The 13,772-nt window shown below is 67.7% G+C and carries 15 protein-coding genes; 10 read left to right on the plus strand and 5 right to left on the minus strand.

The genetic code is table 11. The annotated features are described in order from the left end of the window. Positions 1–32: 32 nt before the first annotated feature. From glmU to QO010_RS07790, 7 genes are all read left to right on the plus strand, one after another. Positions 33–1,400: a bifunctional UDP-N-acetylglucosamine diphosphorylase/glucosamine-1-phosphate N-acetyltransferase GlmU gene (gene glmU / locus QO010_RS07760; RefSeq protein WP_307347951.1), complete on the plus strand. Its 1,368-nt coding sequence runs from the start codon at positions 33–35 to the stop codon at positions 1,398–1,400. Beyond that, positions 1,397–1,969, plus strand: coding sequence for a hypothetical protein (locus QO010_RS07765; protein WP_307347953.1), 573 nt, complete (start codon positions 1,397–1,399; stop codon positions 1,967–1,969). The genes glmU and QO010_RS07765 overlap by 4 nt, the downstream gene beginning before the upstream one ends. Beyond that, positions 1,966–2,646 (plus strand): ribose-5-phosphate isomerase RpiA, encoded by a 681-nt coding sequence (rpiA, locus tag QO010_RS07770; RefSeq protein ID WP_307347955.1) that lies wholly within the window; start codon positions 1,966–1,968, stop codon positions 2,644–2,646. Before QO010_RS07765 ends, rpiA begins: the two co-directional genes overlap by 4 nt. Positions 2,647–2,690: 44 nt before the next feature. Next, positions 2,691–4,076, plus strand: a complete 1,386-nt coding sequence (gene gor, locus QO010_RS07775; protein ID WP_307347957.1) for a glutathione-disulfide reductase — start codon at positions 2,691–2,693, stop codon at positions 4,074–4,076. Between the two features lie 45 nt (positions 4,077–4,121). Next, positions 4,122–4,781, plus strand: a complete 660-nt coding sequence (locus QO010_RS07780; protein WP_307347959.1) for a peptidylprolyl isomerase — start codon at positions 4,122–4,124, stop codon at positions 4,779–4,781. Between the two features lie 4 nt (positions 4,782–4,785). Continuing rightward, complete coding sequence (locus tag QO010_RS07785; RefSeq protein ID WP_307347961.1) at positions 4,786–5,190, plus strand: MAPEG family protein; 405 nt, start codon at positions 4,786–4,788, stop codon at positions 5,188–5,190. 113 nt (positions 5,191–5,303) lie between these two features. After that, complete coding sequence (locus tag QO010_RS07790; RefSeq protein ID WP_307347963.1) at positions 5,304–6,680, plus strand: class II 3-deoxy-7-phosphoheptulonate synthase; 1,377 nt, start codon at positions 5,304–5,306, stop codon at positions 6,678–6,680. Here QO010_RS07790 and QO010_RS07795 read toward each other — a convergent pair. Further along, positions 6,677–7,117, minus strand: coding sequence for an SRPBCC domain-containing protein (locus QO010_RS07795; protein WP_307347965.1), 441 nt, complete (start codon positions 7,115–7,117; stop codon positions 6,677–6,679). The genes QO010_RS07790 and QO010_RS07795 overlap by 4 nt on opposite strands. Positions 7,118–7,168: 51 nt before the next feature. Between QO010_RS07795 and QO010_RS07800 the strand changes: the two genes are divergently transcribed. Then, positions 7,169–7,513: an ArsR/SmtB family transcription factor gene (locus QO010_RS07800; protein ID WP_307347966.1), complete on the plus strand. Its 345-nt coding sequence runs from the start codon at positions 7,169–7,171 to the stop codon at positions 7,511–7,513. Here the strand turns inward: QO010_RS07800 and QO010_RS07805 are convergent. The 4 genes from QO010_RS07805 to QO010_RS07820 form a co-directional block, all read right to left on the minus strand. Continuing rightward, positions 7,455–8,768 carry a DUF418 domain-containing protein gene (locus QO010_RS07805; protein WP_307347968.1) on the minus strand — a complete coding sequence of 438 codons (1,314 nt, stop codon included), beginning with the start codon at positions 8,766–8,768 and terminating at the stop codon, positions 7,455–7,457. The genes QO010_RS07800 and QO010_RS07805 overlap by 59 nt on opposite strands. Before the next feature lie 116 nt (positions 8,769–8,884). Then, positions 8,885–9,892 (minus strand): hypothetical protein, encoded by a 1,008-nt coding sequence (locus QO010_RS07810; protein WP_307347970.1) that lies wholly within the window; start codon positions 9,890–9,892, stop codon positions 8,885–8,887. Between the two features lie 279 nt (positions 9,893–10,171). Continuing rightward, entirely contained in the window at positions 10,172–11,080 is a 909-nt protein-coding gene (locus QO010_RS07815; RefSeq protein ID WP_307347973.1) for a cobalamin biosynthesis protein CbiG, read from the minus strand. A 105-nt stretch (positions 11,081–11,185) separates the two neighbouring features. Continuing rightward, positions 11,186–12,187, minus strand: a complete 1,002-nt coding sequence (locus QO010_RS07820) for an NADP-dependent oxidoreductase (protein WP_307347974.1) — start codon at positions 12,185–12,187, stop codon at positions 11,186–11,188. Between the two features lie 94 nt (positions 12,188–12,281). On the opposite strand from QO010_RS07820, the gene QO010_RS07825 reads away from it, so the two are divergent. Together QO010_RS07825 and QO010_RS07830 are read left to right on the plus strand one after the other, a co-directional pair. Further along, positions 12,282–13,181, plus strand: a complete 900-nt coding sequence (locus QO010_RS07825) for a Gfo/Idh/MocA family protein (RefSeq protein ID WP_307347976.1) — start codon at positions 12,282–12,284, stop codon at positions 13,179–13,181. Positions 13,182–13,192: 11 nt separating this feature from the next. Then, a complete protein-coding gene (locus QO010_RS07830; protein ID WP_307347977.1) occupies positions 13,193–13,669 on the plus strand; it encodes a glutathione peroxidase in 477 nt (158 codons plus the stop codon). Positions 13,670–13,772: the final 103 nt, after the last annotated feature.

Consider the following 13,772-nt stretch of genomic DNA (forward strand, 5'->3'; position numbering starts at 1 on the left):
TCGAAACCCGGCCCATATTCGTCTAAACGCGGGTGAGCCTTTCGATGGAGTCGCCCCGTATGACGCAACGCGCCGCCGTGATCATGGCCGCCGGCCAGGGCACGCGCATGAAGTCGCCGCTGCCCAAGGTGCTGCACAGGGTCGGCGGCCGGGCCATGCTGGACCTCGCCATCGATGCGGCCCAGGCCGCCGGCTGTTCACGGGTCGTGGTGGTTTGCGGCACGCATAGCCCCGCCGTCGCCGAGCATGTCCGCAAACGCCTGGGGGATTCGGCCGTGGCCATTCAGGACCCGCCGCTCGGAACCGCCCATGCGGTGCTGGCGGCGCGGGAGGCCTTAGCGGACTTCGAGGGCGATGTGCTCGTTTCCAACGCTGATTGCCCGCTGCTGGGCCCGGACGATATCGTCTCGCTGTTCGAGGCCGGCGCGGACCTGACGGTTCTGGGTTTCGAGGCGACTGAACCGGGCCTCTACGGCCGATTGATCCGGGATTCGACGGGACGGCTGGACCGCATCGTCGAGGCGCGTGACGCCACCGACGAGGAGAAGGCCGAACGGGTCTGCTATGCCGGCATCATGGCCGCGCCGGCGACCAAGCTGTTCCCCTGGCTCGCCCAGGTCGGCAACGCCAACTCCAAGGGCGAATACTACCTGACCGAGGTCGTGGCCGTGGCCAATCGGGCTGGCGCCAACGTCGCTGTGCGCATCGCCGACGAAACCGCCGTCATGCCCGCCGATAACCAGACGGACCTCGCCGCCGCCGAGGCCGTCTTCCAGCAAGATCGACGCGCGGCGCTGATGGCGCAGGGCGTCTCGATGGTCGCGCCGCAGACGGTGTTCCTGTCCTGGGACACTCAGGTCGCCGGCGGCGCTGTGCTGGAGCCCAACATCGTCTTTGGTCCCGGCGTGACGGTCGAGGGCGGGGCCACCATCCGCGCCTTCACCCATCTGGAGGGCTGCGTGGTCCGCGCCGGCGCCATCGTCGGCCCCTATGCCCGGCTGCGACCTGGCGCCGACATCGGCGAGGAGGCCCATATCGGCAACTTCGTGGAGGTGAAGAAGGTCAAGGTCGGCAAGGGCGCCAAGGCCAACCACCTGGCCTATCTGGGCGACGGCAGCATCGGGGCCAAGGCCAACATCGGGGCCGGCACGATCTTCTGCAACTACGACGGTTTCGACAAGTTCGAGACCCATGTGGGGGAGGGCGCCTTCGTGGGCTCCAATTCCTCGCTGGTCGCCCCGGTCACCGTCGGGGCGGGGGCCTATACCGGCTCAGGCTCGGTGATCACCAAGGATGTGGCGCCGGACGCGCTGGCGCTGGAACGCGGGGTGCAGACCGAGAAGCCGGGCTGGGCGGCGCGGTTCCGGGCGATGAAGCTGGCGCGGAAGGGCGCGAAATGAACCAGTGCGATCGATTTGCGCGGACTAGCATAGCGGCCTTTTGCGCCGTTGTTGGCTTGACCTTGGGCGCCGCGACCGCCGCGGAGGCTAGCCCGGAGACGGACTTCCGCGCCATTTGCCTCGCCAACCTCGGCAAGATTGACGCCCAGGTTTCTGCCGCGCGGGGCGCTGGCTACCAGGAGGATGTATCGAAGCGATCCGAGAGGGGCTTCACGCTTATCAAAAACGATGGCGGTGATGAGCTTTCCATCAACTTTTCGACGACCCCGGTTAAGGCAACTCGCGTAGCGCCGGCTGAGACAGTCTATCAATGCAATGCCGGCGGCCCGGACGATGGCCACCGAACCAGGGACATTCAAAACTGGGTTGGTTTCGAAGGCTCGCAGATGGGCGACGGCTTGGTTGGATATTCCTTCACCAGCAAGGCCGGCAAGCAAAGCTATTTGGACCCCAAGGACCAAGCCGGGACTTTGAGCGCGCTCGCCGGTCAAGGGTACTATCTGATGCTCGTCTACACGAAGCCGAGAAAGATCAGCTACATCCTTGTTCACTTCGAAGCTGCTAAATGACCGCCGACGACCAGAAAAAGGCCGCTGGCGAGGCCGCCGCCGAGCTCGTGCAGTCCGGCATGATCGTCGGCCTGGGCACCGGCTCGACCGCCGCTCATTTCGTGAGGGCCCTGGCGGCGCGGAAGCTCGACATCCAGGGCGTCCCGACCTCGGACGCCACCGCCGAGCTGGCGCGGGAACTGGGCATCGCCCTGGTCGCGCTGGACGACGTCAAACGGGTCGACCTCACCGTCGATGGCGCCGACGAGATCGGGCCGGCCCTGTCGCTGATCAAGGGGGGTGGGGCGGCGCTGCTGCGCGAGAAGCTGGTCTGGGAGGCCTCCCGGCGCTGCGTGGTTATCGCCGACGCGGCCAAGCGGGTCGAGGCGCTGGGGAAGTTCCCGCTGCCGATCGAGGTGGTGCGGTTTGGCCATGTCCATACCGGCCAGCGGCTGGCCGACATCGCCGCCGAGTTCGACCTGCTGCCGCCGCGCCCGCGCCGCTCGGAGCGCGGGCTGACCATCACCGACGGCGGCAACCTGATCTACGACATGTCGCCCGGCCGCATCGAGAGCCCGGCGGCCTTGGCCGAGGCCCTGAAATCGGTGACCGGGGTGGTCGACCACGGCCTCTTCCTGGACCTCGCCGACGAGGCCCTGGTCGGCACGGACGCCGGCGTGGTGCGGCTGACGCCCTGAACCCCTACATAGCTTAAACAGACTGACCGCGACCGGAGCGCCTGATGGCCAAGTACGACTACGACCTGTTTGTCATTGGCGCCGGATCGGGCGGGGTGCGGGCGGCGAGACTGGCGGCGATGACCGGGGCGCGGGTCGCCGTCGCCGAGGAGCACAGGGTCGGCGGGACCTGCGTCATCCGCGGCTGCGTCCCCAAGAAGTTCATGGTCTACGCCAGCGAATTCTCCAGCCATTTCAAGACCGCCGAGGGCTTCGGCTGGACGGTGGGCAAACCCAGTTTCGACTGGAAGGAATTCATCACCGCCAAGGACATCGAGATCGCCCGCCTGTCGGGCATCTATGTGACCAACCTGCAGAAGGCCGGGGCCGAGCTGGTCCATGCCCGGGCGGTGCTGAAGGACGCCCACACCGTCGAAATCGTCGGCAAGGACATGACGGTGACCGCCGACAAGATCCTGGTCGCCACCGGCGGCCGTCCGGTGCGGCCCGAGGGGTTGCCCGGCGCCGAGTTCGGCATCACCTCGGAAGAGGCCTTCCATCTCGACAAGCTGCCCGAGAGCATCCTGATCGTCGGGGGCGGCTATATCGCCGTGGAGTTCGCCGGCATCTTCGCGGGGCTGGGCTCGAAGGTGACCCTGCTCTATCGCGGCCCCAACATCCTGCGCGGCTTTGACGATGACCTGCGGCTCCACCTGACCACCGAACTGGAACGCAAGGGCGTTCGGGTGGTGCTGGGCTGCCAGCATGAGAAGATCGTCAAGACCGCCGGTGGGCTGGTCAGCACCCTGAGCAACGACATCGAGCTGACCACCGAGCAGGTGATGTTCGCCACGGGGCGCAACCCGCACGTCGTGGGCCTGGGCCTGGAAGCCGCCGGGGTCGAGCTGAACGACAAGGGGGCGATCAAGGTCGACAAGTATTCCAAGACCACGGCCGACAACATCTGGGCCGTCGGCGATGTCACCGACCGCATCAACCTGACCCCGGTGGCCATCCGCGAGGCCGTCGCCTTCGCCGAGACGGCCTTCAAGGACAATCCCACGGCCTTTGACCACGACATGGTGGCCAGCGCCGTCTTCAGCCAGCCGCCGATCGGTTCGGTCGGCATGACCGAGGCCGAGGCCCGCAAGGAATTCGGCCAGATCGACGTCTACCGCGCCGTGTTCCGGCCGATGAAATACACCTTCACCGGTGGCGAGGAGCGCTGCCTGATGAAGCTCCTGGTCAAGCCCGACGACCAGAAGGTGGTGGGCGTCCATATGTGCGGCCCCGACGCCCCGGAGATCATCCAGATGGCCGCCATCGCCGTGAAGATGGGCGTCACCAAGGCCCAGTGGGACTCCACCTGCGCCGTCCATCCGACGGCGGCGGAGGAGTTCGTGACCATGCGCGAGAAATACAGCCCGCCCGAGCTGGGGGCGGTGGCCTGAGGCCGCCATCGCGGTATTCTGTGGCGGGGATATCAGGAGCGCGCCATGCAACGCCGAGATTTCATCACCGCCGCCGGAGCCCTGGCCCTGACCTCCGGCTCGGCCCTTGCCCAGACGACGGCCGAACCCGCCCCGCCGCCCGCCGCCCCGCCGCCGCTGGCGCCGCCGGCCCCCGGCGTCGTCCGGCTGACCATGACGACCGGGGCAGGCGTGCTGATCCTGGACCTGTTCAGGGACAAGGCCCCGCTCACCGTCGCCAACTTCCTGAAATATGTCGACGCTCACCGCTATGACGGCGCCAAGGTGTTCCGGGCCGTGCGGACCGAGGGCGCCCCGACCACGGGGCTGGTGCAGTTCAACGCCAAGCCGATCCCCAATCCGCAGATTCCACCTGTCGCCCACGAAAGCACTCTGAAGACCGGCCTCAAGCACCTGGACGGCACCCTGTCCCTGGCCCGCTTCGCGGTCGGCAGCGGGACCTCCAGCGTCTTCATCTGCGTGGGCGACGCCCCCTATCTCGACGCCCATCCCGACCAGCCCGGCGACAACGCCGGCTTCGCCGCCTTCGGCCAGGTGGCGCAGGGCATGGACGTGGCCCGGGCAATCCTGGCCATGCCGACCGGGGACGACCCCAAGATCCCATGGATGAAGGGCCAGATTCTCAAGCCGCCGGTGCCGATCATCAGCGTCCGGCGCAAGGCCTGACACGATGGCCGATCAGAACCTGGTGGCGCTGATAACGGTTCTGGCCCTGGCGCTTTGCATGTGGGCGCTGATCCGGGTGTCGCTGGCCCGGGCCAGGTTCGGCATCCTGGCGCCGGCGACGGTGGGTCATCCGGAATTCGAGCGGCATTTCCGCGTCCACATGAACACGCTGGAGAGCCTGGCGCTCTTCCTGCCGTCGCTGTGGCTGTTCGCCCAGTACTGGAGCCAATGGGCGGCCGCCGGACTGGGCGCGGTCTGGCTGCTGGGGCGGGTGCTCTACATGTTCGGCTATGTGAAGGATCCCAAGGGTCGGGCCCTGGGCTTCATGATCCAGGGCGGGGCGACCACCCTGCTGCTGCTCGGGGCGCTGGCCGGCGTCGTCAGGGCGCTGTTTAGCGCCGGCGGTTGATCCCGCTGCAACAGCCGTGCGCGCCGCGGCGGATTTTCGCGACCCGCGCGCATCTTTTTGCCTAAAAGCCCCGGTTCCTGTAAGCAACCGCTCCCGTTTGTGAAGTGACGACCATGACTGACCGCTGGACCCCGACGACCTGGAGAGAGAAGCCCGCCAAGCACATCCCGTCCGACTATCCGGACGCGGCCGACCTGGCGCGGGTGGAAGGTGAGCTGAAGGCTCTGCCGCCTCTGGTGTTTGCCGGCGAGGCCCGGCGGCTGACCGAACTGCTGGGCGACGTGGCGGCGGGCAAGGCCTTCCTGCTGCAGGGCGGCGACTGCGCCGAAAGCTTCAAGGAATTCAAGGCGGACAACATCCGCGACACCTTCCGCCTGATCCTGCAGATGGCGGTGGTGCTGACCTTCGCCGGCGGCAAGCCGATCGTGAAGGTTGGCCGCATCGCCGGCCAGTTCGCCAAGCCGCGCTCCGAGCCGATCGAGACTATCGGCGGTGTCACCCTGCCGTCCTACCGCGGCGACATCATCAACGGCATGGATTTTACCGAGAGCGAACGGGTCCCCGATCCCCAGCGCCTGCTGAAGGCCTACACCCAGTCGGCGGCGACCCTGAACCTGCTGCGGGCCTTCGCCGGCGGCGGCTACGCCGACCTGCACAACATCCACCGCTGGTCGCTCGACTTCGTCAACAAGAGCCCGCAGGGCGCCCGCTACCGCGAACTGTCGGACAAGATCAGCGAGTCGCTGGACTTCATGGCCGCCATCGGGGTGACGCCGCAGTCGCACCCCTCGATGCACCAGGTCGAGTTCTTCACCAGCCACGAGGCGCTGCTGCTGGGCCTGGAAGAGGCGATGACCCGGGTCGATTCCACCTCGGGCGACTGGTACGACACCTCGGCCCACATGCTGTGGATCGGCGAGCGCACCCGCCAGCTGGACGGCGCCCATGTCGAATTCCTGCGCGGGGTGAAGAACCCCATCGGCATGAAGGTCGGCCCGACCCTCGACCCTGACGACCTGCTGCGGCTGGTCGAGAGGCTGGACCCCGAGAACAAGGCCGGCCGCCTGACCCTGATCGGCCGGTTCGGGGCCGACAAGGTGGCCGAACGCCTGCCGCGCCTGATGCAGGCCACCAAGGCGGCCGGCCGCAATGTCGTCTGGGCCATCGACCCGATGCACGGCAACACCCGCAAGGCCAACAGCGGCTACAAGACCCGCCCGTTCAAGCAGATCCTGGCCGAGGTCTCGGGTTTCATCGACGTGGCCCGGGCCGAGGGCGTACACCCCGGCGGCGTCCACCTGGAAATGACCGGCCAGGACGTCACCGAATGCATCGGCGGGGCGCGGGAACTGCTCGAGGGCGACCTGGGCGACCGCTACCACACCCACTGCGACCCGCGGCTGAACGGCGAGCAGGCGCTGGAGCTGGCCTTCCTGGTGGCCGAGAAGCTGAAGGACCTGCGCGACGAGGATCTGCGCAAGGCCAGCTAGAAGGCCCCGCCGGCCCGCAGGTTGATCCCGTATTCGATGTAGGCCTTCAGGCAGGCCAGCATGTGCATCCAGCCGCCGGCGTTGCCGTGCGAGGACTTGAAGCCGGCCTCGGTGGCGGGCCAGCCGGACTCGCTGATCTGGACCATGGTGCTTCCCCCATCCAACGGCTTGAAGACCATTTCGACATGGGTGTCGGGACTGTCCTTGCCGGACGGCCAGTCGAACTCGATGCGCTCGTTGGCGACCACCTTGCCGACGACGACGTCGAAGGGCTCTTCGACCTCCTGGAATTTCCACTTCACCGTCGCGCCCTCCACGAGCGGGCCGCTGGAGGTCTGCAGGAAATAGCCGGTCAGCTTGGCGGGATTGACCACCGCGTCGAACACCTCGGCGACCGGCTTTCTGATTTTCAGTTGGACTTGGAACTTCGGTTCCATGGAAGCGCCTTTCGTTGCGATCTGCGGCTCAATATGTTATAAGAATATAACATGTCAAGCGACGACGAAGACGACCTGGTGTTCAAGGCCCTGGCGGACCGGCGGCGGCGGCAGATCCTCGATCTGTTGAAAGCCGAGCCGCGCACCACCGGCGATCTCTGCGCGCGGTTCGGGGACAGCCTCGACCGCTGCACGGTCATGCAGCACATCGGCGTGCTGGAAAAAGCCGGGCTGATCATCGCCCGGCGCGAGGGGCGCCAGCGCTGGAACTACCTCAACGCCGGCCCCTTCAAGGACATCTCCGACCGCTGGATCTCGCCCTACGCGGCCGAGGCGGTCAGCCTGCTGGCTCGGCTGAAGCGGGACCTTGAGAGCCAGGAGGGGGAGGGCGCCTGACGAAGGGCTGGGGCTTCCACTGCACCAGGCTGCGCCAGACCCATTCGAACGGCCCGTACTGGAAGCGCTCCAGCCAGGGCTTGCTCCAGACCAGGATGAAGACCCAGATTCCGCCGACCACATAGAGCTGCTCGAAGCGCGACAGGTGGCCGTAGAGGCCCAGCCCGAAACCGCAGAACAGGAAGGTCGTGATGATCGAGGTCATCAGATAGTTGGAAAACGCCATGCGCCCGGCGGCCGCGAAGCGGTCGATCAGCCAGGAAAGCGCGCCGGAGCGGACCAGCAACAACAGCGCCGAGCCGTGGGCGATGGCGATGAAGGGCCGGGGAATGGCGCCCCAGGCGTCCAGGTTCATCCGCAGCAGGGGATCAAAGCCGTTGTCCCAGATTTCCCAGGTGATCCAGGCCGTGACCGGGACGGCGATCAGATAGCCGACGGCCATGGCTGTGGCATAGGCTTTGGTCGACCATTTCAAGGTGAAGAAGCCGCTCTTGAACAGGGCCATGCCGATCAGCATCTGGCCGATGGCCTCGGGGAAGCCGTCCGGCGGCTCGACGAAGAGCTGCATCAGCACGGCGACATAGGCCCTGGCCTGCAGCGCCTCCATGAAGCCGCCGCGGAACAGGCGGATCTCGCCATCGCCCATGCTGGCGGGCGGGCTGATCAGCAGCTGGGCCTGGTTCCACTCGGCGGTCATGGCGGGGGTCGCCGTCCCGCTGGCGATGGCGTCGGAGAGGGCCCGCATCTGGTTTGCGCCGTAGACATTGTGGGCGACGACGAGGACCAGGATCAGGGCGCCCAGCGCCACCAGCAGTTTCGGATCGAGCTTGCGGAACGGGAAGACCAGCAGGCCCGCCACCGCGTAGCAGACCAGGATGTCGCCCCACCACAGGAAGTAGGCGTGCAGCATGCCGATCACCAGCAGCCAGAACATCCGCCGATAGTGGGTGGCGACCGGCCCGAGGCCCCCACCTTGCTGGATTCGGCCCTGCTCGGCCCGGTCGGCGATCAGCACCGTCGAAGCCCCGAACAGCATGGTGAAGAGGCCGCGCATCTTGCCGTCGGTCAGCACGTGATTGACGGCCCAGGTCCACAGGTCGGCGGGCGTGGTGCCGCCGGCATAGGTGGGGTCGATATAGCCGAAGGTCGGGCCGGCCATGCCGGTGATGTTCATCAGCAGGATGCCCAGCACAGCGAAACCGCGCACCGCATCGATGCTGAGATAGCGGTCGCCTGTCGGCGCTGTGGCGGTCATGGGCGGTCCTCCCCCGAGGTCTCGGTTGAGGGGAAGGTGGACCGGGCCAGCGCCCAACGCAACTTGAGGCGACGCAACACAGGCTTCCGCCGCCGAAGCGGCGGAAGCCTGGCTGGTCATTCCCCGAAGTAGGCGCCGATCGCGGCGTCCGGCGGCTCCAGCCGGTAACCCGGTTGCAGAGCGCCCCAGGTGTCGCGTTGCAGCTGCCAGTACGACCGGCCGACATGGACGCCCATCCCGCGCAGCTCAGCGATCAGAGGCTCGCGGTCGGCGGGCGTCATCACGTTGTTGTCGCGCAGGCGGGCCTCATCCAGCCGCCAGCCCCACACCGGATCCTGCATGATCTCCACCACGGCGCCCGGCGGACCCAGCCACTCGTAGTAGGCTCGGCTGCCGTCGGCCGCCGCGCCGATGTGATCGCGCAGGCAGTTGTTGAACCGCCCGGCCGCTTCCCGCATCGCCGCCTTGGTCGCCAGCGGCCGCAGCCGCGCCGTGCCCGGGAAGGGCGGCGGCGCGACCTCGCCGACCATTTCCTCGCGCAGATGCTCGAAGAGCTGGGTCGGGCCGTTCAGCCGCGCCATCCGCTCGGCGAGACGCCGGCCGGCTTGCGGGCCGTCGCGGGTCACGATCGCCTGCCAGATCTCGCTGGCGATGGCGGCTTGGTCCGGTGACAGCTTCAGCCGCGCCAGCCCCGCTTCGAGCAGCGGGGCCGGAAAGGCCGTCAGCCCGCCGACCAGATCGGGGTCGATGGCGGCGGCGTGGTTCAGCACCTTGGCGGCATCCGGCCGATCCAGCAGGACCAGCAGCCGGCGGTAGTCGGCTTCTGACCAGGCGGTCTCCCCCAGCCGGTCCAGCGCCCGGACCAGGCCGTCCGGCGCGTCGGGCAGCAGGGCGCGCACCGCCCGCTTTACCGGCCGCTCCAGGTTGGCCCGGATCGCCGCGTACGGGGTCTCGACCGTCAGCGCGATGAAGATCAGGTGCCGCTGACCGGTGCTGGAGGTCAGGAACGGGGTATGGGGCGCTGGCCACAGTTCCCCGACCCGGACGGCGAAGTCGCCGGCCAGATGCCGCAGCAGCGGCGTGGGGGTGCAGGATTGGCCCCTGAATTGGGTCCAGACGTACATGGCGGTCTTCCGGTTGGCGTCGTCGCGCGACGCCTCCGGGTGCCGCGCTGGATCAGGTGTTCGAGTTCAGGCGCGCGCCGGAGAGGTTCCACCCAGGCGCGCGCAGCCGCAGGCCTTCCGGCCGCTGGCAATATGTTTTGGCGCGCATGATCATGCGGGGTGGGCCTCGTTCCAAAGTTGGGAGCGGGCGTTTGTCATGGATAACGCCGCTCGGCAAGCGGGCTCATGGCGGGACGGAAACAGGAAGGGCAGGGGCGTGGCGTCGAAGCCACAGCGCCTCTAGACCCCCAGAATCCAGCCTTCTTCCCGCTCGACGATCTCGCGCTCTTCGTCCGACGGCGGCTTGGCCGGGGCGAAGGCGGCGCCCAGCTTGCCCGCCTCGTCCAGGCGGGTGAAGTGCTCGCACAGGGCCCGGACATGAGCGCGGTCGACGACCTCGCCGGGCTCGGGCTTGACCTCGACCAGGGCCGGATAGACCTCGGCGAACACCACCGCCACGCCGTCGAGATCGGCCTCGGTCAGCGTCTTCCAGCCGGTCTGGAACGGCCAGACCCTGGCCTTGTCGCCCAGTTCGGCCGCCAGGGTCCGCACCCGCGGAATGCCGGTGATGGCCTGGCTGCCGACGGTGCCGTTGCCGAACACCTGCCAGGTGCTCTTGGCGCCGGCCTTGCCCTTGCCGGCGGTGGCTTCCTCGGCCAGGCGAAATTGCGGCGGCAGGCCGGCGGCGTCGTAGGTCGGCTTGGTCGAGGACAGCCAGCGCTGGGCGTCCTTGGGCGGGCAGCCCCAGAACGGCCAGGCCTGGTCGGTCATCAGCCGGTTCATCTTGGCGGCGACGGCGAAGCGGTTGTTCACATTGTTGGGCTTGTCGGCGACGTTGGCGCCCAGGAAGGCCCACATGGCCGCCCAGTCATTGGTCTTCAGCTTCAGCGCCTCGGCCGTGCCGCGCGGATAGCCCAGGCTGAAATCAAAGCCGATCAGCGCCCGCTCGCTGCGCCGGCGCAGGTCGGCCAGGATGTCGCGCAGCTGGGCCATCGCCGCCTCGCGGGTCGGCGGGTTGAAGGCCTCGAAGGTCGGGCGGAAGCGGATGTCGCGCTTGGTCACGCCGATCCAGATGGAGTCCTTGCCTTCGCGCGGGGCGGCGGCGGCGCTCCAGTCGACCATGATGTAGGCGTTGAACAGGCGGGACACTGCGCAGGCTCCTGGTGGAGGCGGCGCATCGCCGCTAACCGCTGGGCTTGTAACCCCCAGGCGAGCGGGGTGAAAGCGGCATCTCGCCTTCACCCCCTGTCGTGATCAGGAGAGCCTGACCAGCATCTTGCCCAGGTTCTCGCCCTTGAAGAGCTTGATGAAGGCCCCGGGCGCGGCCGCGATGCCCTCGTCGACCGTGTCCTTCCACTTCATCTGGCCGGACGCGATCCAAGCCGACATGTCGCGCAGGAAGTCGGGCAGCATGTCGTAGTGGTTGGAGACGATGAAGCCTTCCAGGCGCAGACTCTTGCCCACCGCCTGGATGATGTTGGACGGGCCCTTGGGCTCGCCGGTCTCGTTATACTGGCTGATCATCCCGCAGAGGGCGAAGCGGGCGAAGGGGCGGGCGGCGTTGATGGCCGCCTCCAGGTGCTCGCCGCCGACATTCTCGAAATAGACGTCGATGCCCTTGGGCGCCGCTTCCATGAGGGCGGCGGTCAGGTCCTTGGTGGCCTTGTAGTCGATGACGTGGTCGACGCCGATCTCCTTGAGGAAGGCGCACTTCTCCGCGCCGCCGGCCGAGCCGATGACCGTGTGGCCCTTGAGCTTGGCGATCTGGCAGACGACCGAACCCACCGCCCCGGCGGCGGCCGAGACGAAGACCACATCGCCCTCCTTCAACGCCGCGATCCGCAAGAGGCCGGCATAGGCGGTCATGCCGGGCATGCCGGCCACGCCCAGCAAGGCCTGGGGCGGCAGGCCGTGGGCGTCGGACTTCTGCAACGCGCTGGCCGGGGCGTTGAAGGCTTCGCGCCAGCCGAACATCGACTGCACCAGGTCGCCTTCCTTCAGCGACGGGTCGTTCGAAGCCACCACCGTGCCGATGGCGCCGCCCTGCAGGGCCTGGCCGATCTGGAAGGGCGGCACATAGCTGGGGCGGTCATACATGCGGCCGCGCATATAGGGATCGACCGACATGAAGAGGTTGCGGACCTGGACCTCGCCGGGGCCGGGGGCGGGCAGGTCGACGCTGGCCAGTTCGAAATTGTCAGCCGTGGGCAGGCCGACCGGGCGGGACTTCAGGCGGATTTCCTTCGAGGTCGTCATGGCTCTCTCCCAGGGTTTATGATGTAAATTCAAACAATCGTTTAGACCCTGGCGGGGGTTCGCGAAAGCCTCCGAATTGCGCTACAGGGCGAGCATGAGCGCAATATTGAAGGCCGGCGTGATCGGCACGGGCGTCTTCGGCGGCTACCACGCCAAGAAATACGCCGAGATGGACGGCATCCAGCTGATGGGGGTCTACGACACCCATCCGGAGCGCTGCTTCATGATGGCCGAGCAGCTGAACGTCGAAGCCTATGGCGACCTGGCCGACCTGTTCGCCGCCTGCGACATCATCACGGTGGCCTCGCCCGCCACCACCCACGCCGCCAGCGCCCTGGCGGCGCTGAAGGCCGGCAAGTCGGTCTATGTCGAAAAGCCGCTGGCCGCGAACCTGGACGACGCCGACAAGCTGCTGGCGGCCGCCGCCAAGGCCGGGCTGGTGCTGGCCTGCGGCCACCAGGAGCGTGTGGTGTTCCGGGCCATGGGACTGTTCGACGTCCCCGAAAAGCCGCTGCGGCTGGAAGCGGTGCGGCGCGGCACGCCCTCGCCGCGCAGCCAGGACGTCTCGGTGGTGCTGGACCTGATGATCCATGACCTGGACCTGGCGCTCGCCCTGACCGACGCCGAGCCGCTGGCGGTCGAGGCCGAGGGCACGCCGGACAACATCTGGGCCGAGGCCACCTTCGCCGACGGCTTCACCGCTGTGTTCGAGGCCAGCCGCGTCCACGACTCCCGCGAGCGGACCATGACCCTGATCTATCCGTCGGGCCGGCTGGAGATCGACTTCGTGGCCCGCACCTTCGTCAACTCGACCCCGTTCAAGCTCAACGAGGCCTTCGCCGACACCCCGGCCGGCCGCGATCCGTTGGGGGCCAGCGTCGGCGGCTTTGTCGCCGCCGTGCGGGGCGAGGCGCCGCGTCCAGTCGTGACCGCCGAGGAGGCCGCCCGGGCTCTGGACCTGGGCCTGGCCGTCGAAACCGCCGCCGGATTCTGAGAGGGAAAACCATGTCCAACGCCTACGACTTCGATTTCAAAGCGCTCGACGGTTCCGACCTGCCGCTAACGACCTTCAAGGACAAGGTGGTGCTGGTGGTCAACGTCGCGTCCAAGTGCGGCCTGACCCCGCAGTATGACGGGCTGGAAAAGCTCTATAGCGAGCTGAAGGACGAGGGCTTCGTCGTGCTGGGCGTGCCCAGCAACCAGTTCGCCGGCCAGGAGCCGGGCAGCGCCGAAGAGATCCAGGAGTTCTGCCGCACCACCTACGGCATCGACTTCCCGATGACCGAGAAGGTCGATGTGAAAGGCCCCGACGCCCACCCCTTCTACAAATGGGCGGTCTCGGAAGTGGGCGAGCCGGCCGAGCCGGTCTGGAACTTCCACAAGCTGCTGGTCGGCAAGGACGGCAGCCTGATCAACGTCTTCGGCCCCCGCACCACCCCGGACGATCCGGAACTGGTCGGGGCCATCAAGGCGGCGCTGTAGCAGCGTCTTGCCGGCGCCGGGGCGTTTGCGGCGCCCTGGCGCAAGATTTCTCCCTTTTGCTGCGACGCGGCGCCCGCTATGGCAGTCGCCAGATCGGGAGTGA

This window comes from Caulobacter ginsengisoli (genome assembly GCF_030814835.1).
Lineage (GTDB): Bacteria > Pseudomonadota > Alphaproteobacteria > Caulobacterales > Caulobacteraceae > Caulobacter > Caulobacter ginsengisoli.

Bases quoted from the DNA above. Each gene is read 5' to 3' on its own strand.
- QO010_RS07765 (WP_307347953.1), top strand. From the start codon at position 1,397: ATGAACCAGTGCGATCGATTTGCGCGGACTAGCATAGCGGCCTTTTGC.
- rpiA (WP_307347955.1), top strand. From the start codon at position 1,966: ATGACCGCCGACGACCAGAAAAAGGCCGCTGGCGAGGCCGCCGCCGAG.
- gor (WP_307347957.1), top strand. From the start codon at position 2,691: ATGGCCAAGTACGACTACGACCTGTTTGTCATTGGCGCCGGATCGGGC.
- QO010_RS07780 (WP_307347959.1), top strand. From the start codon at position 4,122: ATGCAACGCCGAGATTTCATCACCGCCGCCGGAGCCCTGGCCCTGACC.
- QO010_RS07785 (WP_307347961.1), top strand. From the start codon at position 4,786: ATGGCCGATCAGAACCTGGTGGCGCTGATAACGGTTCTGGCCCTGGCG.
- QO010_RS07790 (WP_307347963.1), top strand. From the start codon at position 5,304: ATGACTGACCGCTGGACCCCGACGACCTGGAGAGAGAAGCCCGCCAAG.
- QO010_RS07795 (WP_307347965.1), bottom strand. From the start codon at position 7,117: ATGGAACCGAAGTTCCAAGTCCAACTGAAAATCAGAAAGCCGGTCGCC.
- QO010_RS07800 (WP_307347966.1), top strand. From the start codon at position 7,169: ATGTCAAGCGACGACGAAGACGACCTGGTGTTCAAGGCCCTGGCGGAC.
- QO010_RS07805 (WP_307347968.1), bottom strand. From the start codon at position 8,768: ATGACCGCCACAGCGCCGACAGGCGACCGCTATCTCAGCATCGATGCG.
- QO010_RS07810 (WP_307347970.1), bottom strand. From the start codon at position 9,892: ATGTACGTCTGGACCCAATTCAGGGGCCAATCCTGCACCCCCACGCCG.
- QO010_RS07820 (WP_307347974.1), bottom strand. From the start codon at position 12,187: ATGACGACCTCGAAGGAAATCCGCCTGAAGTCCCGCCCGGTCGGCCTG.
- QO010_RS07825 (WP_307347976.1), top strand. From the start codon at position 12,282: ATGAGCGCAATATTGAAGGCCGGCGTGATCGGCACGGGCGTCTTCGGC.
- QO010_RS07830 (WP_307347977.1), top strand. From the start codon at position 13,193: ATGTCCAACGCCTACGACTTCGATTTCAAAGCGCTCGACGGTTCCGAC.